At 61.1% G+C, this 23,104-nt stretch carries 17 protein-coding genes; 13 read left to right on the forward strand and 4 right to left on the reverse strand.

What is annotated here, in order from left to right; translation table 11 throughout:
* Positions 1–67 precede the first annotated feature (67 nt).
* Both E6C55_RS04430 and E6C55_RS04435 read left to right on the forward strand, forming a co-directional pair.
* Complete coding sequence (locus E6C55_RS04430; protein ID WP_136368574.1) at positions 68–394, forward strand: ArsR/SmtB family transcription factor; 327 nt, start codon at positions 68–70, stop codon at positions 392–394.
* Between the two features lie 108 nt (positions 395–502).
* A complete protein-coding gene (locus E6C55_RS04435; protein ID WP_136368575.1) occupies positions 503–2,227 on the forward strand; it encodes a SulP family inorganic anion transporter in 1,725 nt (574 codons plus the stop codon).
* 326 nt (positions 2,228–2,553) lie between these two features.
* On the opposite strand, the gene E6C55_RS04440 is transcribed toward E6C55_RS04435, so the two are convergent.
* Entirely contained in the window at positions 2,554–3,501 is a 948-nt protein-coding gene (locus tag E6C55_RS04440; protein WP_136368576.1) for a transposase, read from the reverse strand.
* Positions 3,502–4,005: 504 nt separating this feature from the next.
* Positions 4,006–4,653 (reverse strand): TetR/AcrR family transcriptional regulator, encoded by a 648-nt coding sequence (locus E6C55_RS04445; protein WP_136368577.1) that lies wholly within the window; start codon positions 4,651–4,653, stop codon positions 4,006–4,008.
* Between the two features lie 266 nt (positions 4,654–4,919).
* Between E6C55_RS04445 and E6C55_RS04450 the strand changes: the two genes are divergently transcribed.
* The 8 genes from E6C55_RS04450 to E6C55_RS04485 all read left to right on the forward strand — a co-directional run bounded on the left by E6C55_RS04450 (position 4,920) and on the right by E6C55_RS04485 (position 16,271).
* Positions 4,920–6,266 carry an ABC transporter substrate-binding protein gene (locus E6C55_RS04450; RefSeq protein WP_168735454.1) on the forward strand — a complete coding sequence of 449 codons (1,347 nt, stop codon included), beginning with the start codon at positions 4,920–4,922 and terminating at the stop codon, positions 6,264–6,266.
* A gap of 80 nt (positions 6,267–6,346) precedes the next feature.
* Complete coding sequence (locus E6C55_RS04455) at positions 6,347–7,216, forward strand: carbohydrate ABC transporter permease (protein WP_136368689.1); 870 nt, start codon at positions 6,347–6,349, stop codon at positions 7,214–7,216.
* A gap of 4 nt (positions 7,217–7,220) precedes the next feature.
* Positions 7,221–8,060 carry a carbohydrate ABC transporter permease gene (locus E6C55_RS04460; RefSeq protein WP_136368579.1) on the forward strand — a complete coding sequence of 280 codons (840 nt, stop codon included), beginning with the start codon at positions 7,221–7,223 and terminating at the stop codon, positions 8,058–8,060.
* Positions 8,061–8,122: 62 nt separating this feature from the next.
* Positions 8,123–9,886 carry a sensor histidine kinase gene (locus E6C55_RS04465; RefSeq protein WP_168735455.1) on the forward strand — a complete coding sequence of 588 codons (1,764 nt, stop codon included), beginning with the start codon at positions 8,123–8,125 and terminating at the stop codon, positions 9,884–9,886.
* Entirely contained in the window at positions 9,861–11,531 is a 1,671-nt protein-coding gene (locus tag E6C55_RS04470) for a response regulator transcription factor (protein WP_136368581.1), read from the forward strand. Before E6C55_RS04465 ends, E6C55_RS04470 begins: the two co-directional genes overlap by 26 nt.
* A gap of 42 nt (positions 11,532–11,573) precedes the next feature.
* The gene (locus E6C55_RS04475) at positions 11,574–13,265 is read left to right on the forward strand and encodes an MGH1-like glycoside hydrolase domain-containing protein (RefSeq protein WP_136368582.1); all 1,692 of its coding nucleotides are present in this window, start codon (positions 11,574–11,576) and stop codon (positions 13,263–13,265) included.
* Between the two features lie 12 nt (positions 13,266–13,277).
* Positions 13,278–14,156, forward strand: a complete 879-nt coding sequence (locus E6C55_RS04480; RefSeq protein ID WP_136368583.1) for a glycoside hydrolase family 43 protein — start codon at positions 13,278–13,280, stop codon at positions 14,154–14,156.
* 921 nt (positions 14,157–15,077) lie between these two features.
* On the forward strand, positions 15,078–16,271 hold the full coding sequence (locus E6C55_RS04485; RefSeq protein ID WP_136368584.1) for a MalY/PatB family protein: 1,194 nt from the start codon (positions 15,078–15,080) through the stop codon (positions 16,269–16,271).
* Between the two features lie 127 nt (positions 16,272–16,398).
* On the opposite strand, the gene E6C55_RS04490 is transcribed toward E6C55_RS04485, so the two are convergent.
* Positions 16,399–18,213, reverse strand: coding sequence for a cache domain-containing sensor histidine kinase (locus E6C55_RS04490; RefSeq protein ID WP_136368585.1), 1,815 nt, complete (start codon positions 18,211–18,213; stop codon positions 16,399–16,401).
* Positions 18,214–18,252: 39 nt separating this feature from the next.
* Entirely contained in the window at positions 18,253–19,641 is a 1,389-nt protein-coding gene (locus E6C55_RS04495) for a response regulator transcription factor (protein ID WP_168735456.1), read from the reverse strand.
* A 201-nt stretch (positions 19,642–19,842) separates the two neighbouring features.
* On the opposite strand from E6C55_RS04495, the gene E6C55_RS04500 reads away from it, so the two are divergent.
* The 3 genes from E6C55_RS04500 (at position 19,843) to E6C55_RS04510 (ending at position 23,097) form a co-directional block, all read left to right on the forward strand.
* Positions 19,843–21,255, forward strand: a complete 1,413-nt coding sequence (locus tag E6C55_RS04500) for an ABC transporter substrate-binding protein (protein ID WP_168735457.1) — start codon at positions 19,843–19,845, stop codon at positions 21,253–21,255.
* Between the two features lie 111 nt (positions 21,256–21,366).
* A complete protein-coding gene (locus tag E6C55_RS04505; RefSeq protein ID WP_136368588.1) occupies positions 21,367–22,254 on the forward strand; it encodes a carbohydrate ABC transporter permease in 888 nt (295 codons plus the stop codon).
* Positions 22,255–22,269: 15 nt separating this feature from the next.
* The gene (locus E6C55_RS04510; RefSeq protein WP_136368589.1) at positions 22,270–23,097 is read left to right on the forward strand and encodes a carbohydrate ABC transporter permease; all 828 of its coding nucleotides are present in this window, start codon (positions 22,270–22,272) and stop codon (positions 23,095–23,097) included.
* Positions 23,098–23,104: the final 7 nt, after the last annotated feature.

Consider the following 23,104-nt stretch of genomic DNA (forward strand, 5'->3'; position numbering starts at 1 on the left):
TCCTGAATGTGTTATTCTGGTTAGAGATAACCAGACGACACCCAGGCTCGGGGAGGGCATTCCTTATATGTTCCAAGAAGTTCAGCAATTCAAAGCCGATTTTTTTAAAGCGTTGGCGCATCCTCTCCGAATTCGGATTCTCGAGGTTCTGTCTGAAGGAGACAAGACGGTGAACGAGATCCAGACGCTGCTCGGAAGCGAAGGCTCGGCGGTGTCGCAACAGCTCGCCATTCTTCGCGGGAAGAACGTCGTGTACGGCACCAAGGACGGAACCTCCGTCATTTACTCGTTGCGGGACCCGCTCATCAAGGAGCTTCTTCAAGTTGCGCGGCAGATCTTCGACAACCATCTCGTCAATGCGATCTCTATGCTGGAGAGCATGAAGCAGAACTGACGGACGATTGCAGCGGGTGAGATAGATTGCCGATTGACGCCTTTAATATTTGGATTTATGATAATATCAATATTCAAATAATCAGATGTTTGAAGGTGCTCGTCAATCATGAGATTCAGCGGCCGGTTCGAAGGCTATGACGCCCGCTCCCTGCGGCGGGATTTGTTGTCGGGTATAATCGTCGGAGTCGTCGCCATTCCTCTTGGAATGGCGTTTGCCATTGCGTCGGGAGTGAAGCCCGAATACGGCCTATATACGGTCGTCGTCGCCGGCGTTCTGATCTCCTTGTTCGGCGGCTCCAAGTTCCAGGTCGGAGGACCGACGGGAGCGTTCGTACCGATTCTGCTCGCGATCGTGCTTCAGTACGGATACGAGAAGCTGCTGATCGCCGGCTTCCTCGCCGGCATCCTGCTTGTCCTAATGGGGCTGTTCCGGCTCGGCAGCGTCATCAAGTACATTCCGCGTCCGATCACCATCGGCTTCACGGCAGGCATCGCGGTGACGATCTTCGCCGGACAGCTCGCGAACTTCCTTGGCCTGCGCGACCTGCCGAAGCACGAGTCGTTCGTCGCGAACATGGGGGAGATTGTGTCCCACCTCCGCGAGACGAACCTCTACAGCGTCGCGACCGCCGCCGTCGGCCTGGCCGTCCTGCTGCTCGGAGCCCGCTTCCTCCCCCGAATTCCTTCCTCGCTCCTGGGTCTGCTGCTGGCGACGGCCGTCGCATCTCTCTTCTACCCGAACGAAGTCGCCACGATTGGTTCGACATTCGGCGCGATTCCGAATCGTTTGCCCGGCCTTCATCTTCCCGACCTGTCGCCCGAATCGCTTGTTCCGCTGCTGAAGCCCGCGTTGATCATCGCGCTGCTCGGCGGCATCGAATCGCTGCTCTCCGCGGTCGTTGCCGACGGCATGACCGGCACGCGGCACAACAGCAACCGCGAGCTGATCGGCCAGGGGATTGCGAATATGGTCACCCCCCTGTTCGGCGGAATTCCGGCGACCGGAGCGATCGCCCGGACGGCGACGAACATCAAGAACGGAGCAGCGTCGCCGCTCTCCGGCGTCATTCACGGCATCGTCGTGCTGCTTGTATTGATCCTGTTCGCTCCGTACGCATCTCGAATTCCGCTTGCTGCCATGGCTCCGATCCTGATGATCGTCGCCTGGAACATGAGCGAGCGCCAGGAGTTTTGGCATATCCTCAAGGCGAGAAGCGCGGAATCGTTCGTTATGGCCGGGACATTCCTGCTGACCGTGTTCGCCGATCTGACGACGGCGGTCGAGGTCGGGCTGGTGCTGTCGGCGGGGATCTTCATCAAGAAAATGAGCGGCCAGCTCGCGCTTGAGAAGGTGCTGCCAGACCCGGCCGACAAGGGGGAGAAGCTGTCCGCCCGAGCGGTCGGCGAACAGCGTAACTGCCCGCAGATCAGCATCTTTACAGTCGAAGGAGCGCTGTTCTTCGGAGTAGCGGACCAATTCGAGAAGTCGATTCTGAAGGAGATTCACAGCGACCCCAAGGTGCTCATTCTGCGAATGAGCTACGTTCCCTATATCGACGCGACGGCGACGGCGTACCTCTCCAGCATCGTCAAGCACTTCCGCAAGCGCGGCGGGACGGTTCTCGTCTCCGAGCTGCGAAGCGAGCCGATGCGAACGCTCGAGACGGCCGGCCTCGCGGACCTGATCGGGCGGGATCGCTTCTTCACGCGAACGGGAGACGCGATCGGCTTCGCTCTCACGAAGCTGGACCCAGCTTGCTGTCAGGGGTGCCGCCACTTCGCGTTCCGCGAGTGCTCTTCTCTGTCCGGTGCGGAGGCGAGCGGCGGTTAAGGGATCCCCCGCTAAGAAGGGCGGGAGGGGATGGGGGGACTCGAGGCAGGGGGCCGCTCCAGAACAGCATTCCCCTTTTTCCCAAAGGGTGCCTTATCCCCTCCGTTCAGGTTCCGTCCTGTCAGATTCCGCCCCGCCAGATTTCGATCCGCCAAGTTCCGGACTGTTCCGATTCGGCTTCGATTCAGCTCCTGCGCAGTTCCGATTCCGTTCCGGTTTAGGCATTTGTTCAGGTGTCATCCCGTTTATGTTCAACGAGCAGCCGCCTGGAGTTGAAGAGCCGATCGCCACTTAAGCCACGTTATGAGCAGATGGAAGCCTCCCCGTTAAACAGCGGTATAAAGCCGAAGCCACTTGCCCCGCCACTTCTTCTTGCTCTCGAACTTGTGCCACGGGGGCAAGAGGACCGGCCGGTCCTTCGTGAGCTCGGGATAAGTGATGGCGGGAGTGATGGCGCTCAGACGAAGAACGGAGCCAAGCAACAGGCCGGGGCCAAGAAAGTCCGCCGCATGGTTGGCACGATAGCCGTATTCGTTCAAGTAAGCCTGAAGATGCTTGGGGCGAATGCCGCAGAACGTATCGTTCAGCCAACACTCGACATGGCGCCGATGGTCCCGAAGAGCGGGATGCCTCCGGTTGGCGGCAGGCGGAATAATCGTCGCGGGGCTCCCGTCCGTGCAAGTCGTCCGGAATGCCTCGATGCCGGCTCGGGCGATCCGCCTGAAGAAGCCCTCCTCAACATGGTCCGGCGACGGCTGCCAGAAGCGAAAGAACTCGGGCTGCTGCTGCTCGTCCAACGAGGCCGCAAGAAGCAAAGGCTGACGCGCATCGAGATAGAGGGCGGGGCCATAATCGGCGTGCTCGATATGGACGTTGCCGCTCAGAATGCGGCTCTCCACCTCCAAGGACAGGGCGTGCCGGATTTTGTGGGCGATGAGCCAGGCTGTTTTATAGGTAACCCCGAGGATGTCGCGCAGCTCCGTCGCCGCAATGCCGGAAGGCTGCGAGAGCAGATAGATCGCTTGGAACCAGCGGGGGAGCGAAGTGGAGCTTCCTTCCATAACGGTCCCTGAGATCAGGGACGTCTGTCGGCGGCAAGAGGCGCATTCGAACAGGGGAAGCCTGCGGGTCCGAATCAGGAAGTAACGGGTTTGGCCGCAGCAAGGGCAACGGAAGCCATCCGGCCAGCGCGCATCGAACAAAGCCGAGATGCAGGCTTGATTGGAGGCGAAGCGTTCCTTGAACTGTGCGAAAGCGATCGGGTCGTCGATCATGAGAGGATCACCGCCAGGAGAGGGATTGTGCTTCCATTATACCAAACAAACGTTCTTATTTCAAATGTTTTTTAGGGAAAGACATCCATTCCCCAATTGGATCGCGAACGGATCGCAAAATGAGTATCGGTTCCTGAACGAAGGGGATAAGACACTGTCGGGAGAATAGGAGGGACTGAACGAAGGGGATAAGACACTGTTGGGCGGAATGAATGACGGAACTGAGCAAGAGGGATAAGGCACTGTGCGGCGCAACTGGGGAACGGGGGGCGAAACTGAACAGAAGGGATAAGACACTATTTCTCGAAAAGAGAAGTGCTCATCGCGGGAAGGAATTTACTGAGCGTTTTTACGAAAAATACCATATTCGAAAGAGCCGGACCCGCGATATTACATGGAATTCCTAGGAGAACGGATATGATATAAAGGTGCGAGTACGGCCGAATAGCAACAACAACCGCCAGGGGAATCGCGGGAGTCTCCCTGGCGGTTGTTGTTAACCCGTTATTCCGGGGGGCGAAGGTAGGAGAGGAAAATCTTCTTCAACTGCTCAAGCTGGCTCTGCGGAGGGAAGTCCTGGCGGGCCACGGGAATGTGGCTGAGAAGGGTCAGCTTGCGAGAGAACACGCCGAAGACGTTGACGATCGTCGTCAGCACCTCTTGAGTCGGAATATCGGTCCGGATCGAGCCGTCCCGAGCGCCTTCTTCCGCGATGGAGGCGAAGACGCGGGAGATCTGGCGGTAGACGGTGTCGTAGGCTTCGATATCCTCGAGCGGCTCCGGGAGATGGGCGACATAGCTGTCGAAGTTCTCGAGCAGCTTGGCCTGGCCGAGGCTCTCCAGTCGGGAGAAGTTGTCGAACAGCAGCTCGATCTTCCGAATGCAAGGAACGGGGCTCTCCGCGATGTCCCGGAAGTCCTGCAGCACGCTTTCCATTTTCCGAGTGGCGACGGCAAGGATGAGCTTGTCCTTCTTCGAGAAGAAGCGGAACACGGTCGCGATGCCGACATTCGCTTCGGTCGCGACGTCCTGCATGGTCGCGTTCTCGATCCCCTTATTCGTGAATACTTGCTCGGCGGCTTCGACAATCGTCCGCTCCCGATTTTCCTTGCCGGCAAGCCGCTCGCTCTCGTATCTCTTCTTCGGGTCCATCTCGTTAATCCTCACATTCCGTCGCGTAATGGTTATCCGTATTATAGCGTATTATAGCCTTTGCTACTTGATGTAACAACCGCTAACCGGGGGCAACGTGCCTATTAGCGCCTAAGACTTGAATCTGGTTTGGAACTGCTGAGTTTTGTTAAGCAATGCCTTACTTTTGTTTATGGAAGGCGCTTACACGGGGGCTTACAATGAGAGAGCAACGGACGAATCAGCGAACAATACAGCTAACGAAATTAGAGGAGGGGTTGCAACAAATGAATACCCGCAAGATCGTCTCTCTCACGATGTTATCCTCGTTCCTTGTGCTCGCCGCGTGCGGCGGCAACGGGAACGACAACTCCAATTCCGGCGCTTCCGCGTCGCCGTCTGCCGGCGCGTCGTCGTCGGCTTCGGCAAGCCAGCCGGCCAAGAAGGTCGAGCTGCGCATGGCATGGTGGGGCTCCGAGGAGCGCCACGAGAAGACGCTTAAGGCGATCGAGCTGTTCGAGCAGAACAACCCGGGCATCACGATTACGGGCGAATATTCCGGCTTCGACGGCTACTTCGACAAGCTGAACACGCAGATTGCGGCGGGCAACGCTCCGGACCTGATTCAGATGGGCGGCAACATCAAGGAATACGCGGGCAAGAACTCGCTGCTCGACCTGAAGCCTTACATCGGCCAGACGATCAACCTGGACGACTTCACGCCAAGCCTTGTGCGCGAAGCGACCGTGGATGACAAGGTGTACGGAGTAACGCTCGGCGTCAGCTCGTCCGCGCTGCTGTACAACGCCAGCATGTTCAACAAGGCGGGCGTCGCGGTGCCGACCGAGAAGTGGACGTACGACGACTTCAAGACGATCGTGCAGCAGATCGCGGATAAGCTGGGAGACGGCTATTACGGCTCCTACGACCTGTCCAGCGACTCGGCGACGCTGGCCTCCTACCTCGGCAGCGTAGGCAAGGAGCTGTACCGCGACGGAGCGATTCACTTCGACAAGCAAGACATGGTGAACTGGTTCACGCTATGGTCCGACCTGCGCAAGTCCGGCGCCGTCGTTCCGGCCGAGACGCAGGTGGCGAACCCGCCGACCGCGGTCGACAAGTCGCTGATCGTTCAAGGCAAGGTCGCCATCCAGAGCGCGTCGGCTTCGCAGATATCCGGCTTCCAGGCGCTGACGCAGGATCAGCTCGGCCTCATCACGTTCCCGAACGGGACGGCCGGCAGCGGCATGGTGCCGCCGATCTCCGGGCAGTTCATCACGGCGTACTCGGGCACGAAGCATTCGGAGGAAGTGGCGAAGTTCATGGACTTCCTGGTGAACGATCCCGAAGCGGGGGCCATCCTCGGCAGCACGCGCGGCGTTCCGCCGTCGGCGAAGATTCGCGACTCGCTCGCCGCAAGCACGACCGCGACCGACAAGGTGCTGTACGATTACATCTCCCTCGTGAGCGAGGTCGCTCCCGACGTCGACTACCAGCAATTCCCGGTCGATACCGAATTCACGAAGCTGCTCCAGCTCACAAGCGAGAAAATCTCGTTCGACGTCGCCTCGATCGATTCCGCCGTGGACGAATTCATGAGCGAAGTGAACAAGCTGCTCGCCAAAGCGCAATAACGCCATATCGGGGAGCTCCCAGCGGGCTCCCCATTCTTCAGACATAGGAGTGAGCGGATTTGCAGAGATACAAAACCTACATGGCAGGCTACGCCTTCCTGCTGCCCTGGCTTATCGGCTTCCTGGCGTTGACGCTCGGTCCCATCATTGCTTCGATGTACTTGTCCTTCACGCAATACGATCTGCTGACCGCTCCGAAGTGGGTCGGCCTGGCCAACTACAAGACGATGTTCACGGACGACTTCCGGCTTACGGATTCCGTGCAGGTCACCTTCAAGTACGTGCTGCTGTCGGTGCCCCTGAAGCTCGCGTTCGCCCTTCTGCTGGCGATTCTGCTTAACCAAGGCTTGCGAATGCTGCATTTCTACCGCACGATCTATTACATTCCTTCCCTGCTCGGAGGAAGCGTCGCGATCTCCGTTCTGTGGAAGCAGGTGTTCGATCAGGACGGTCTCTTCAACCGGATGCTCGGCGTCTTCGGCATCGAAGGCCCGGCGTGGATCTCCAACCCGCACTATGCGGTGTATTCGCTGGTCGGCTTGTCCGTCTGGCAATTCGGCTCCGTCATGATTATCTTCCTGGCCGGCCTCAAGCAGGTGCCGCAGGAGCTCTACGAAGCCGCGACCGTGGACGGGGCGGGCATTCTTCGCAAGTTCGCGAGGATCACGCTGCCGTTGCTGACGCCGGTCATCTTCTTTAATCTGACCATAACGTTGATCCAGTCCTTCCAGACGTTCACGAAGGCCTTCGTTATCAGCGGAGGCACCGGCGGGCCGATCAACTCGACCTTATTGTATTCGCTGTACCTGTATATGAAGGGGTTCACCTTCATGGAGATGGGCTACGCTTCGGCGATGGCCTGGCTGCTGCTGGCGATTATTGCCGTCTTCACCGGAGTTCTGTTCCTCACTTCCCGATTCTGGGTATTCTATTCGGACGGAGGGAAATAACGCGATGCCGCACCTTAGCAGAATTAAACCCTACGCGCTCCACCTCCTGATCACCGGAGTCGGCATTCTGATGCTGTACCCGGTTCTGTGGATGATCGCCAGCTCGTTTAAGCCGACCACCGAGATTTTCACCCAATCGGGTCTGTGGCCTTCGCGTTTCACGCTGGAGCACTACCATAACGGCTGGTTCGGGCTGCGCAACATCGAATTCGGCCGCTTCTTCGTCAACTCGTTCTTCCTGTGCGTCATCGCGGTGGGAGGCACGGTCATCAGCTCCTCGATGGCGGCGTTCGCGTTCGCAAGAATCGAGTTCCCGCTGCGCAGGTTCTGGTTCGCGCTGATGCTCGGAACGTTCATGCTTCCCGGCCACGTGACTCTGATTCCTCAATATACGATTTTCCACGAGATGGGTTGGGTCGACACGTTCCTGCCGCTGACGGTGCCGAAGTTCTTCGCCGACGCGTTCTACGTCTTCCTGATGGTGCAGTTCATCCGCGGCATCCCGCGCGAGCTCGACGAGAGTGCGGCGATCGACGGCTGCGGCTGGTTTAAGCTGTACATCCGGATCATCCTGCCGCTTGCGCTCCCCGCGATCATGACGACGGCGATCTTCACGTTCATGGCGACGTGGGACGACTTCTTCGGCCAGCTAATCTACTTGAGCGACATCAAGAAGTTCACCGTGCCGCTCGGCCTGCGCCTGTTCCTCGACTCGACGGGCAACTCCAACTGGGGTGCGGTGTTTGCCATGTCGGTGCTCTCCGTCATTCCCAGCTTCATCGTCTACTTCGCCGGGCAGAAATACTTCACCGAGGGAATCGCAACAACCGGACTCAAGGGGTAAAATAAAGCTGCGATGCCGGACTGCAACGGTATCAAACTTCGAATTCAAGAGGAATGGCGATCATGCGCAGAAGGCTTAAGGTGCCGACCCGGCTGTTCACGTTGATGGTTCTGTGCTTCGTCGGCTTCAACGGCCTGTTCCTGCTCCTATCGGGAATCGTCTATTACGGCACGTATTCGGACATCGCCAACCGCGAGATCCGGATGACGAAGAAGGAACTGCTGGACGTCTCGTCCGAGAAGCTGTCGAGCTATGTGTCGGGCATTCAGGACAGCGCGCGCTTCGTCGTCACGAACGCGCTTATCCAGAGCTACTTGTCCGACTCTCCCAAGAGCCGATTCGAATTCGTCACGGAGAGCCGCGACCTGTACGAGGAATTCCTCAAGCTGGCTTCGCTTCGCAGCGGGCTCTATTCGATCGAGCTCTACACGAATTGGATCGGCTCGTATACCCCGTTCCAGGACCGGTTCCTGCATCCGCTCGCGGACGCGGAGGAGGAAGGCTGGCTTGCGCGGTTGGACCGCGCCGACGGCTTCTGGCTGCCCGCCCATGACGATCCGGCGCTGGCGGCCGGCAAGCGGATGGTCGGCTACGTGCAGAGAATCATCGGCAACAAAGGAGAGAGCCTTGGCATCATCAAGATCAACATTCCGGAGGCGGATCTGCTTCTCCAATTGGCGAAGAACGATGAAGGCTCTTTCTTTGTCCTCCGGGACTCGGGAGGCAACGTCATTGCGTCGGCACTGCCGGAGGGCCTGCCTGCGGACCCGTCCTCGGAGGAGTATGCGCGGGCGCTTCACGGCACGGATTATACCGTCATCGAGTCGGACTCGGGCTCGGAGTATTGGACGGTCCGGCAGTTGATCTCCAAGGACGTGTTCGGGCAGAGCGGCAAGCGAATCCAGACGATCATCATCGTCCTGCTGTCCGTTCTGATCGCGCTGTCGATTCCGCTTGCGCTGTGGGTGTCCAAGAAGCTGACGAGCCCGATTCATCGGATCGTGGAAGGAATGAAGTCGCTTGAGAAGGGAGACTTCGGCGTCCGGGTGGAAGCGGTCACGACGACGCACGAATACGCTTATCTGACGACAAGCTTCAACCGGATGGTCCAGCGGCTGAAGGACCTGATCGGCCGGCTGAACGAGGAGCACCGCAGCCGGAGAGAGTCGGAGCTTCAGCTTCTTCAGTCTCACATCAAGCCGCATTTTCTGTACAATACGCTCGATCTCATTCATTGGAAGGCGCTCGATCACGACGCGCAGGAGATCAGCCGGATGGTGCTGCAGCTGTCCAAGCTGTTCCGGCTGGGGCTTGGCAACGGCAACTGGTACGCAACGATTCGCGACGAGCTGGCGCACGCCCGCTGCTACATGGCGATCCAGGGATATCGCAGCAAGTTCCCGATCGATTACCGGGAGGACGTGCCCAGGGAGCTGCTCGATTGCCTCGTTCCGAAGATCATCCTCCAGCCCTTCCTCGAGAATGCGGTCATCCACGGGTTCCGGCAGAAGCGGGAGGGTGCGGCGGTCGGGGTGTCGTTCGAGCTTCGGGAGAGCGGGGCGGATTCGTGCCTCGTCGTGACGGTCGCCGACAACGGAAGCGGCTTGCCGGAAGGGTTCGAGAGCCGCGAGCGGCGCGGGATCGGCATCCGCAACATCGAGGACCGCATTCAGTTGTACTGCGGCCCGCGCTACGGGGTGAAGGTCAAGCCGGGAGAGGCGGGCGGAACGACGGTCGTGATGACGCTGCCGCTGATCCGCGACGAGGAGGAGCTTGAGCAATGGAGAAAGGGGCTGTCCCATGAATACGATTCTCTTGGTGGATGACGACGATTACGTGCTCGACGGCCTGCTGCGGCACATTCCGTGGCAGGAGATCGGCGTGCAGATCATTGGGACGGCGGGCGACGGCGAGGAGGGGCTGCGCAAGTTCCGCGAGCTGAGGCCGGACATCGTCATCACCGACATCTACATGCCGGAGCTGGACGGCTTCCAGCTCACCGAAGCGATCCACGCGCTCGACGAGAACGTGCCGATCGTCATCCTGAGCGGCTACGACGACTTCGCCAACGCCCGCCGTGCGATGTCGTCGGGCATCCGGCACTTCCTGCTGAAGCCGCCGAGCCTGGAGGAGATCGAGTTCGTCGTGCGGGAGGTCGTGCAGCACCTGGGCGAATCGAGGGAGCGGGACGAGCTGCTCGCCAGCTACAAGGGCCAGCAGGAGCTCGTCCGGAAGACGATGCGCGACTCCTTCTTCCGGGATCTGCTGCAGGTCCGCTATCGTCCGGAGGAGCTGCCGGCTCAGCGGATCGCGTTCATGGGCTTGCCGGAGAGGCTGACCGTGCAGGCGCTGACGCTGAGCCTTGTGCGCTCGAGCGGAGCGGCGGGGCGGGACGAGCGGGAGTGGCAACTGCTCCGCTTCGGCACCGGCAACATCGTCCGCGAGCTGCTGGCGACGCGGCTGGAGCCGCAGCCCGGCGTGACGGCTTTGGTCCTGGAATACACGGACACGGACTTCGTTGTCCTGTTCCTTCGGGAGGCGGAGGAGGAGGGAGCGGCGACATTCGTCAAGGAGCTTGGCGAGGAACTCGTTCATCATATTCTGAAGTATATGAAGCTGTCGGTGCTTGCGGGGCTCGGGTCGCAGCATGAGGGGTATCACCGGCTTATCGATTCCTATCTGGAGAGCCTTCACGCTCTCGAGCAGGCGGAGATGAACGGGTGGAACCGGGTGTACGAATTCGGCGACCGGACGACGGAAGCGGGGGCGGAGAAGGAGAAGGAGAAGGAGAAGGAGAAGGAGAAGGAGAAGGGCGGGGATGTCTCGATGGAGGCGATTCGCTCCTTGCACGACGCGATTTTCCAGCGGCAGTGGCCGCAGGTCGCCGAGCAATGGAAGCGGCTTGCCGGCGAGCTGTCCCGCGGCGGGCTTCCGCTTCCCGTGCTGAAGGGCGTGTGCTCGGGCATCGCGAGCGCCATCTGGACGGCGTCCTCGTTGGAAGGGGCGAAGGACGGCCGCGAGGAGACGGAGATCAGCCTGGAGACGTGGCTGCTTCGCCTCAGCCGCTGCGGCTCCGCGCCGATGCTGCTCGAATGGATGGACGAAGCGATGGCCGCGATGCTCGGCCGCATCCAGGAGGAGTTGCTCGGCAAGAAGAGCCATGCTCTCGTGGACCGCGTCATCCGCGAGTTCATCGAGAAGAGCTACGACCAGGAGATGACGCTCGAGCAGATCGCCGCCAGCCTGCATGTGAACCGCAACTACTTAAGCCAATTGTTTAAGCGGGTGACGGGCGAGCCGTTCGTTACTTACTTCAATAAATACCGGATTCGGAAGGCGAAGGAGCTGATCCGCACCGGCAAGTACATGGTGTACGAGATCAGCGAGATGGTCGGCTTCCGCAACTCGACGTACTTCAGCCAGGTGTTCAAGTCGATTACGGGCTACAGCCCGTCCGAGTTCGAGAGATAAGATCAGCGCGAGAGGCTGATCATCGGGAGAGGAGCGATTGAAGTGGGAGAACTGCTTGACGAGCTGCGCGGCGTGGGGACGGCCGACGAGAAGAGCCGGGCCAGCGGAGCGGCGGTACTCGGGGCGAGGTTGCGAGAGGAGTTCATGAGGTCGGGCGTGCGCTTCGTCGCGACGCCGAGCCGGCTGGCGGACGTTCACCGGGCGGCGGCGGAACGGCTCGCGGACTGCCTCGACACGGACGGCCGGGGACGGCCCGTGCTGCAGGAAGGCGGCGTGTACAAGGGCTGCTGGCTCGAGAGCACGGGCACGATCAACGCCGAGCTTCTGTCGCGCTTCTGCCCGTCTGTCGCCGAAGCGACGTTCGAGCAGTTCGCCGACGGCCAGCGGAGCGACGGGCTTATTCCGTACAAGGTGACGGCGGGCTCTCCGGTGTTCAAGCAGATTCAGCTTGTGACGCCTCCGGCGCGGAGCGTCTGGAATCATTACCGGCTGAACGGGAGCGCCGCGGGGGCGGCGAATGAGGGCTCGCGGCTGGAGTGGCTGCGCAAAATGTACGGCGCTCTGTCCCGCTATGACGGCTGGCTGGCTGCGAACCGCGACACCAGGGGAACGGGCGCGGTGGAGGCGTTCTGCGCCTTCGATACCGGCCATGACCTGTCGCCGCGATTCTGGCACGTGCCGGATGCTCCCTACGGAGGCGACCCGGCGCGCTTCGATCCGAACTCGCCGATTCTGCCGTTCGTTGCGCCGGATCTGACGGCGAGCGTGCATGCCAACCGCAGACACCTGGCGCTGATGGCCGAGGAGCTGGGGGACGGGGCTGCCGCCGACGAGTGGCGCCGCAAGGCGGAGCGCTCGCTGCGGAGCCTGATCGATTATTGCTACGACGAAGAGGACGGCTTCTTCTACGACGTCGACGCTGCCGGAAGGTTCGTCCGCGTCCAGTCGGACGTTCTTCTGCGGGTGCTCGCGTGCGAGGTCGGAGACGGCGCATTCTTCGCTTCCTCGCTGTCCCGTTACCTGCTCAATACGCGCAAATTTTACTCCAAGTATCCGTTCGTGTCGATTGCGCTGGACGATCCGAGATTCGATCCGTCTTCGGCTTATAACTCCTGGGCGGGGCCGGTCAACTTCCTGAGCCTGATCCGCGCGCCGCACGCCTTCGAGCGGCACGGCCGCCACGTCGAGCTGACGTGGGTCATGCAGCCGATTCTGTCCGCGCTGTCGCGGATGACCCGCTTCGGGCAGACGCTCAGCCCGTGGACGGGCGAAGAAGGCTACACCGAGGCGTATTCGCCGGCGATCCTGTGCGCGCTCGACTTCACCGAGCGCATCTGCGGCATTCAGCCGACGCCGGACGGCGAGCTGCGCTTCACGGGGCTGCTGCCATCGTCGGTCGACCACGGCGCCCCGGTGGCGACGGAGACGGCGTATTCGCGAACGGTCGACGGAGTCGTCTGCGAGCTGCACAATACGCCGGAGGAATGCTTCGCTTATCGCGACGGCAAGCTCTGGTGCCGCTTCCCTGCGGGCTTGCGGCTCGTGACCGACCGCCGCGGCGAGCTGAAGCGGGTGATCGGCATGACGGTGCGGGAAGTGAAGGGAACGCTGCGAATGGAAGCGGAGGGCCGCGAGATTCCCGTTCGAATTAAGGGTAATGAGGTGTGGAGGCTGGAGCACGGACGCCTGGCGCTTGATTCGGCAATGGGCGTCGTTCTGCCGACTTACGGATAGGAGGCGTTGCACATGCGATTAAATCAAATTCAGATGCGAGACCCGTTTGTCCTGCCGGACGCGGACGAAGGCTGCTACTACTTGTACGGATCGACCGATCCGGACATCTGGAGGGCTCCGGGCGTCGGCTTCGACGTCTACCGGAGCAGCGACCTGAGGCAATGGAAGGGGCCGTTCCCGGCATTCCGGCCGGAGCCCGGCTTCTGGGCGGAGCGCAACTTCTGGGCTCCGGAAGTCCATGCGTACAAGGGGCGATATTACATGTTCGCCACGTTCAAGGCGGACGGCGTCTGCCGGGGAACACAGATTCTGGTTGCCGACGGCCCGCTCGGGCCGTTCGCGCCGCACAGCGACGGCCCGGTTACGCCCGCCGATCGGGAATGCCTCGACGGCACTCTTCACGTGGACTCGGACGGGGCTCCTTGGATGATTTTCTGCCATGAGTGGGTGCAGATCGTCACCGGAACGGTATGCGCGGTGCGACTATCGCCGGAGCTCGACCGGGCGATCGGCGAGCCCGTCGTCCTGTTCTCGGCGCAGAACGCGGAATGGGCCCAGCCGGTCACGTCGCCGAGCAACGGAACGGGCTACGTGACGGACGGGCCTTATGCGTACCGCTGCGAGACCGGCGAGCTGCTGCTGCTCTGGTCGAGCTTCAAGCAAGGCCGCTATGCGCAGGCGGTCGCCCGCTCGGAGTCGGGCACCATCCTTGGGCCGTGGACCCACGAGCCCGAGCCGCTGTACGAGAGCGACGGCGGCCACGGCATGCTGTTCCGCTCGTTCGACGGCCGGCTGCGGCTCGCTCTGCACACGCCGAACCGGACGCCGGACGAGCGACCGGTGTTCATCGAGCTGGAAGAGACGGAGGGGCGGCTGCAAGTGCGGGAATGATGGGGACGTGGATGGAGGAGGGACTAATCAAGGCGCACGAATGAAGGCGCACGAATGGGGACGCGTGGGTAGGGGCACGAATGGGGGCGCACGAATGGGGCGCATGGGTAGGAGGCACGAATGGGAGCGCACGAATAAGGGCGTACGAACAGGGGGAGCGAATAGGGAGCGAATGTGGGGGCGCGAGTAGGGAACTAGGCAAAGCCCCCGCCGACCGCGATTCCGCCGAATGTATGCGAAATTTCACATTCGTTGCCCGCGCCGACCGCGATTCCCCCCCATGGATGTGGTTTAATACGAAAATGAAGCCCCCCCACACACAATGGCGGTCTGTCACGCATTGAGACAAAAAAAGTCCCACCGGCCAACAAATTTGCTTGGATCTTAGCTTATATCCCGCTCTGGTCCGGCGCGGTCGGCATATCGGTGAGAGGCGTGACAGGAGGGGGAGTCCCCTTTTTGAACACTTATGTCTCTTCTCCCCGACGCTCAGGAACCTCCCCTTACCGATCATGGCCTTCGGTCTCAGGTTGGTCCGTTCAGCTTGCACGCGGCACGCGGCGCAGAATCCGTCCCGACGATCGCCGACCTTCGACCATCGCCGCTCTCTGACCGCCGCCGGGTTTGCCCCGCACCCCCCTTTCCTGAACGAAAGGGAGAGGAGACCTAATGCCGCCAGAGAGGATAAGGCGCGGGAGGGGATAAAGGCGCGGGCGGGGAGAGGATAGGCCGTGCCGGATGGCAAGCGGAGCGTCGTTGAGCGGATTCCTCCTCCACTAGCTCCGCCCAACTAGCCGCAAATTTTTATGGTAGAGGGTGACGCGGAGGAGGTTGGTCGGCGGTTATAGTGGAGGGAGTATTCATTGTTTGATATGCTTATAGCATATTCCGACGAGACCGCTCGAGGAGGATGCTAATAAGATGAAGTATAATTTCGATGAGATCGTCAATAGAAGAGGAACCTACTCGATCAAGTGGGACGGAGGAGAGGTTCTTAAGAAGTGGAAGTTCGCGGAGAGGTACGACGAGGAGACGATCCCGCTGTTTACGGCGGACATGGACCTGCCGGTTCCGCAGCCGGTCGTCGATGCGCTGCATCGCACGGTCGACCACCGCATCTTCGGCTATTCGGTCGTGCCGGACGCTTACTACGAGGCGATCCAAGGCTGGTTCAAGCGGCATCACGACTGGGAGATCGGCAAGGAGGAGATCGTCTACTGCCCGGGGACGGTCCATGCGATCTTCGCGGCGGTGCGGACGTTCACGCAGCCGGGGGACGGCGTCATCATTCAGCGGCCGGTGTATCCTCCATTCACGATGGCGATCGAGAAGAACGGACGAACGGTCGTGAACAATGCGCTCATGCAGGGAGAGGACGGCCGCTACGAGATCGACTTCGAAGACTTCGAAGCGAAGGCGAAGGAGCCGTCCACGACGATGTTTATTCTGTGCAACCCGCATAACCCAACGGGACGGATTTTCCGGCCGGCGGAGTTGAAGCGGATGGCGGACATTTGCCGCGACAACGGCGTGCTCATCATCGCGGACGAGATCCACGGCGACCTGATTCGCCGGAGCGAGACGTTCGTGCCGATCGCCAAGGTTGCCGGCGAAGGAACGCCGATCGTGACCTGCACGGCGATCAACAAGACGTTTAACCTCGCGGGCCTCCATTGCACGAACCTGGTCATTCCGGACAAGGAGCTGCGCGAGAAGTTCGTGCAATCCCTCGGCTCCGCGGCCGCGACCCCGTTCACGTATTCGGCGCTGATCGCGGCCTATAACGAAGGGGAGGACTGGCTCGAGCAGCTCAAGGAATACATCGACGATACGCTCGAGTTCGTGCTTGCGTTCCTGCGGGAGAGGATGCCGAAGGTGAAGGCGGTTATGCCGGAGGGCACCTACATTCTGTGGATGGACTTCCGCGGGTACGGGCTGACGCCGAAGGAGGTCCACGACCGGATCTACAACCGGGCGAATGTTCTTCTCGAGGACGGCGAGCGCTTCGGGGAGGAAGGGCTCGGCTTCCAGCGCATCTGCCTGCCGTCGCCGCGTCCGCTTATTCGCGAAGCTCTCGAGCGGATCGCGAGGGAGTTCGAGGATGTGAAGGAGTGAAGCCTCAAGATGCGAAGCGACGGGGGCGAGAATAGGGGGCGAGAATAGGCGGGAGCGAGAGTAGGCGAGGGGGCGGATCTGCGGCGAAGAGGATCGGCGAAGAGAACGTCGTTCCCCCTCCCCGCCCTTACTCCTCGCCATAGGGGAGCGCAGCGCGAACGGTCGTGCCGCGGCCGGGCGAGCTTGCGATCTCGAGGCCGTAAGGCTCGCCGTACTGCATGCGCAACCTGGTATGAACGTTTACCAGTCCGATCCCCCGTCGCAGCTCCCATTTCTCGGGCCCTTCCAGCGTTGTCTGGGGGCCCGATTTTATTTTCCGCAGGAGGGCTTGAAGCTTGTCGTCCGGTATGCCGCCCCCGTCGTCCTCGACCAGAAGCGCGAGCGTCTTGCCGTCCGTTCTCGCGGAGATGCGGATCGTCGTCGTCTCGCGGCGCGGCTCGCAGCCGTGGATCACGGAGTTCTCCACGATCGGCTGGAGCAGGATGGCCGGGATCAAGCGCTCGCCGAGCGAGCCGTCGATGTCGATCCGATACGCCAGCCGATCGCCGAATCGGCTCTTCTGGATGCCCAGATAAGCCTCCAGCAGCTCAAGCTCCTTGCGCAGAGGAATCGCCTGATCGATGCTCGCATAGCCGCGCAGCACGAGGCTCAGCTTCTCGAGGTTGTCCGTCGCCTCCTCGGTTCGCCCGACCTGAATCAACGCGCCGATCGTATGGAGGGTGTTGTAGATGAAGTGAGGCCGAATCTGGCTGACCAGGGCGTGAATCTGCGCTTCCTTCTGCAGGTAGCTCTTCTCGAACACTTCCTTCGTCAGGCGGGTGTTCTCCTCCATCATCTCCTCGATCCGTCCGATCATCGAATTGAACGAATGACCGATATACGCGATCTCGTCGCCCGAACGGAGCTCGGGAACCCGCACGGACAGATGGCCGAGCTTGACCTGCTTCATGACGGACACCATGCGAAGCAGCGGCCGCAGGAAGGCGCGAATCAGGAAGAACAGGATCAGGCATGCGAAGAGGGAGCCGAGTGCGGCGATCAGGATGGTGAAGTTCCGCGTCACGATGGCGCTTCGGTTAAGCTCGTCGACCGCGTTCAAGGAGATGACCGTCCAGTCGGCGCGGGCGATCTCCGATGTGGCGGCGAGGTACCGGCGACCGTTCTCCTTCAGATGGAATTGGGAGGCCGAGCGCTCGCGGGCGGTCTGATAGAGCTTGACGGGATCGACGTCCTTCAGGCTCGAATAGATGACGTTCTCGTTGCCGTCCGCGATGACGATGCCGCCCCCGGAGCCGAGATCGACCTTGTCGGCGATGTTCGCGATGCCCGAATAGTTGGCGTCCACCCGAATGACCGCGAGCGGCTTCGTCGTATCCTTCAGGCTGCGGAGCTGCTTGACGACGGAGAAGATTCGCACCCCGGGATTCGATCGGATCGTCTTCGGCGCGGCGAGGAAGATCGGCGTCTGGGTGCCGAGAGCCTGGACATACCAGTCCTGCTCGCGGAAGTCGGGTTCGAGCGGCTCCACGTTCACGGCGCGGCCGTTCAAGTAGACGTGATCGCCGGTGATGATGTACACCTGGAGGATGTCCAGCCGGGGCGTCACGATCATCTGGTTCAGGAAGTCCTCGATCTGCCTCTCCTTCTGGAGCTGTCCGTACTCGGTGTCCGGCTCGGGCAAGTCGAGAAGCTGGAGCACCTGGAGATTGTTGTAGGGGGACAGGGACAGGCGGAACAGATCGTCGACGTAATTGTCCAGGTTAAGCGAGAGCTGGTCCAGAATCTGCTTCGTCCGTTCATTGGATTGCTGTTGAAAATCCCGGGTGTACCGGTCGTACGAGAGAAGAGTCATCAGCGAGACGGCAGCGAGGAAAATCGCGATTGTGGCGCCGATCAGCTTGATCGCAATGCTCGGGCGCCGGAGCGCGTACCAGGGCGGCATCGTTCGGTTCCTCCTTCGCGGCCGGGGGGCGGCAACGCGTTAATCCGGCCGGTATTCGCCCGGCGTCTTGCCGAAGTGCTTCTTGAATACGTAAGTGAAGTGCTTGACGTTCGCGTATCCGATCCGCTCGGCGACCTCGACAACTCGCATCTCGGGGTTGCCGGCAAGCAGGCGGGCGGCATTGTCCATACGGACGCGCGTCATGTATTTGACATAGGGTGTCCCGATATGCTTATGGAAAACAGTGCTGATATGCTGCGGAGAGGCATGGAACTTATCCGACAGCAGCGAGAGCGAGATCGGCTCCGCATAGCCGACCTCGATGAAGCGCCGAATCTCTTCCGCCAGCTTCCGCTCGCCGATCTCCGCGCCGGACCGTTCCGGCCGCTCCTCCGATGTTCGACCATCCGGAGTTCGGTCTTCCGTTATTCGATGCACCGGAATGCGGGGCCCCGACTGCTGCTGGCCGCTCGCCTCGCCGATTCCTTCCGCATCCTCGCCCGCTTCGTACAAGCGGTCTCCGCCGCAGCGGATTCCCCTTCCGGACGCCGCCAGCGCCGAGCGATAGGACAACTCGAGCTGGAGCACGTCTTCGATCTGCTCCCCGAGCCCTCCCGTGATGGCGAGTCCGGTGGCGAGGCGCATGTTGTCCCGAACGGCGGCATAGAGCGCGCGGGCGTCCTCCTGCAGCGAGTCCGTCTCCGTGCCGGAGAGCAGCACGGCGGTGCGCTCCCGGTCGTCGAACATCGTCCACACCAGTTCCCTTCGCTCGCACAGCTCCGCGGCGATCTGGTTCAGAATGTAGTGGAAGATCGACCAGTCCCGGCGAGGGATGCTCTTGTCCCGCAGCGAATCGTCGTCGATCGCCAGCAGGAGGATAAGCCCTTCTCCTTCGAAGAGCGGAATCTTCATCCGGTACGCCAAGGGGAACAGCGAGCCGACCTCCGCCTCCGCTCCTGCGATCAACGCTTGGAGAAGCCGCCGGCCGATATGCTTCATTCCTTCCTGCGACAACGCCTGAAGTCCGCGCTGCGCCGCTTCGTCGGCGCGAATCCGCTCGAGCCGTCCGGCAACGTCCCGCAGCGTGCGCCGCATCGCGTCGCGATTCAGCGGCTTGAGCAAATACTGCTCGGCCCGATATTGCAGCGCGTCCCGGACGAACTCGAACTCCTCGTAGCCGGACAGAATCACGACCTTGATGCGAGGATGCCTCGCTTGCAGTTCCTTGCACAATTCCAATCCGTTCATGACGGGCATCTTAATATCGGTCATGACCAGATCGACGGAACGCTCCTCCAGGAACTCGAGCGCTTCTTGTCCGTCCGCGGCTTCCCCGGCAACGGCGAACCGCGGGTCGAGGGCGGGAATCTGAAGCCTCAGATACTCGCGCTGGATAGCTTCGTCGTCTACGATCAACACGGTATACATACGGTTCTCGAGCTCCTCTCGGCAAGTTACCTGCATTATAGCAAACTTGGAGGCCGGATTCGGCTCCCGCGAAAAAATCGGCCGTCCCGGAGAAAAAAACGGAATTTCTTCCGAAGGCGAACCTGGTCTATGCTTAAGTCGCGAAGGGGAATCGGCCGGCCGGCGTTCCCCGGCATTCCAACGACAAAGGGGAGTTGTTCAATGAGCTATACATGGAGCGCGGCGAGCAAGAGATGGATCGCGACGATCGGAGCGGCGGCGCTGGCCGCCGGACTGCTCGCGGGCTGCGGCGGCAACGGCGGGAACGGAGCGAACGAGGGGCAGGCAAGCGGCGAAGCGTCAACGTCCGCCTCATCTTCTTCGAACCCATCTGCCGCAAGCCCGTCCTCGAGCGGCACGGAGGCGAGCAAGCCGGTCAAGCTGACGATTCTGAACGGCACCGTCGAGGCGGTCGATTGGCTGAACGAGCAGATCAAGACATACACGGCGCAGCATCCGAACGTGACGATCGAGCAGGAGTTCCAGAAGTCGGCGTCGGACGTGCTGAAGGTGAAGATCGCCTCGGGAGACGCACCGGACATCGTCGCTCTGGCCCAGGTTCCCCAGGAGTTCTACGATCAGGATCTGTATTACGACTTCTCCGGAGAGACCGCGCTGTGGGACCGGCTGACGAACGCGTCGATCAAGTCCAGCGTCTCCGATACATCGCGCCCCGAGAAGCAGTTCTACCTGCCGATGACCGTCTCGTATACGGGGCTGTACTACAACAAGGACATCGTCGCCGAGCTTGGCATCGAGCGGCCGGATACGTGGGAAGCGTTCACGCAGGCGCTGCAGACCGTCAAGGACAAGAAGAACGACGTCACGCCGCTGTATCTGGGGGGCAAGGACTCGTGGACGCTCGGCCAGTTGGTCCAGTACCTCCCGCTCGGCAGCCTCCAGCAGGAGCTCGGCATCGAGGAAGCGAACAAGGCGCTTATCGCCAACGACGCCGCGAAGCTCGGGCTGGATCAGACCGGCGGCCGCATCGAGACGTTCGCCAAGGCGCTGATGGACTTCAAGGCGGCGGGGCTTGTCAACAAGAACGGAGCTTCGGCTTCGTACGACAACCAGCTCGACGCCATCGCCGGCGGCAAGGCCGCGTTCGTCATTCAAGGCATGTGGGCCTTAAGCGACATCCTGAAGAAGAACCCCGACGCGAACATCGGGTTCTGGCCGATTCCCGCCCTCATGGCCGGCGACAAGCCGTACATGATCGGCAGCCCCGACGGCTCCGTGTCCGTCTCCGAGAAGTCCGACAACCGGGACGAAGCGCTGAAGTTCGTGGACTTCCTCGTCAGCGCGGACGTGCAGAAGTCGTATTCCACGCTGCGCAACTCGCCGAGCGTCTACAAGGACGCCGAAGCCGACTGGTCGATTCTGAGCCGGGACGTCACCGCCGATCTGGATGTCGCGTTCGTCGCTTCCCGGTGGCCGTGGACGCCGAGCGGATACAATTCGGATTCGATCGGGCGCACTGTGCAGGAGCTCCTCGTCGACGCGTACAAGACGCCGGCGGACTTCGCCAAGGTGTTCAAGGACAATTGGGATAAGGGCTACACGACCGCCGGCTGACATCAATGACATTGAGTTCTGCCGATAGCAACGATTGGAGGCTCGAACCGAAGTCGTTCGGGCCTCTTGCCATTCCCTTCCCTTGCCAATTCCATAGGAGGTGTTCACATCATGTTGCGTCTTGCCCGGAGGATAAACGAGCGTCTCCATCGCTACATGGCCGTTCCGGCGCTGGCGCTGTTCGCGGTCTTCTTCGTCACCCCTCTCGTCAAGGGAATCCGGATCAGTCTGACGGACTGGAACGGCCTTGCGCCCGACTATCATTATGTGGGCTTAAGCAACTTCATCGAGTTTTTCCATGACGACAGGGCGATCCACGCGCTTAAGGTCACGCTGACGTTCGGGCTGATCAGCCCGGTGCTGCTGTGCGCGGCGGGCCTGCTGTATGCCCTGCTGCTGGACAACCGGCTGCGCGGCCGCGGCGCCGTCCGGACGTTCGTCTACCTGCCGGCGATCATCAGCCCGCTGATCATGGGCTACGTCTGGCTGCTGCTGCTGAATTCGGAGAACGGGGCTCTATTGGAAGTGTTGAAAATATTCGGGAGAGAGTCCGTCTACCGGGACTGGCTCGGCACTCCGGACGAGGCGCTCTGGGTCATCATTGCGGTGAATCTGTGGCAGTTCGTCGGGTACGCGATGATCATCTTCCTCGCCGGGCTTCAGGGGATCTCGGCGGATGTGCTCGAGGCGGCGAAGGTGGACGGGGCGGGCTATTGGACGTCCGTTCGCCGCATCGTCGCGCCCCTGCTCATGCCGGCGATCCGGATCAACGTCATTACGAACCTGATCGGCTCGCTCGGCGTGTTCGACGTCATCACCGCCTTGACCGACGGGGGGCCCGGCTACTCGACCGAATCGATGAGCATCTACATCATGCGCTCCTCGTTCAACGGCCATACGGGCTATGCGACCGCCGTCGCCGTGCTCATGTTCCTCGTCATTCTGATTCCGGTGTCGGTTGCGCTTCGGCTCATGAAGCAGGCCGATCAAGACGGTTAGAAGGAGGGACCATCGATGAGAAAAACACCGTTGGCCAAAACGCCTTTGTACGCGCTGATGATCCTGATGGCGCTCGTCTCCCTGATTCCGTTCTACATGCTGCTGTTCACAGCGCTGACCCCCTCGTCGATCAGCCTGGCGGACAGCCGCCTGCTGCTCCGCCACTTCGAGTGGGGCAATCTGGCCGCCGCCTGGCGGGAGTCGAAGCTGGGCGGCGCGATGACGAATTCGTCGATTCTGATGGGGGGCAGCGTCCTCCTGTCGGTTCTCGTCTCGGCGGGCGCCGGCTATGTGTTCGCTCGCGTGAATACGTGGTACAACCGGATTTTGTTCAATGTGCTGCTGTTCAGCATGATGATCCCCGGCGTCATCAACACGGTGCCGCTCTACTCCTTGATGAAGGCGATCCACGGCATCAACACGCACTGGGCGATGATCCTGCTGCTCGCGACGGGCTTCATTCCGCAATCCGTCTTCCTGTACGCCAACTTCATCCGCGGCCTGTCCCGGGAGATCGAGGAATCGGCCGTCATCGACGGCTGCACGCTGTTCGAGGCGTTCTGGCGAATCTCGTTCCCGCTGCTGCTGCCGATCACGTCGACGCTCATTATCCTGAATGCGATTGCCGCCTGGAACAATTACGCCCAATCGGTGTTCTTCCTGCAGAGCCAGGAGCTGCAGACCGTGCCGCTTGCAATCAGCCGCTTCGTGCAGACGTACGGCGCCGACTACACGAAGATGGCGTCGGCTGCGCTGATCGGGATGCTGCCGGCCGTCATCATCTACTTCGTCTTCCAGAGGTTCTTCGTGAAGGGAATCTCGGCGGGGGCGGTCAAGGGATAAACAGAGA

This window comes from Cohnella fermenti (assembly GCF_004801405.1).
Lineage (GTDB): Bacteria > Bacillota > Bacilli > Paenibacillales > Paenibacillaceae > Cohnella > Cohnella fermenti.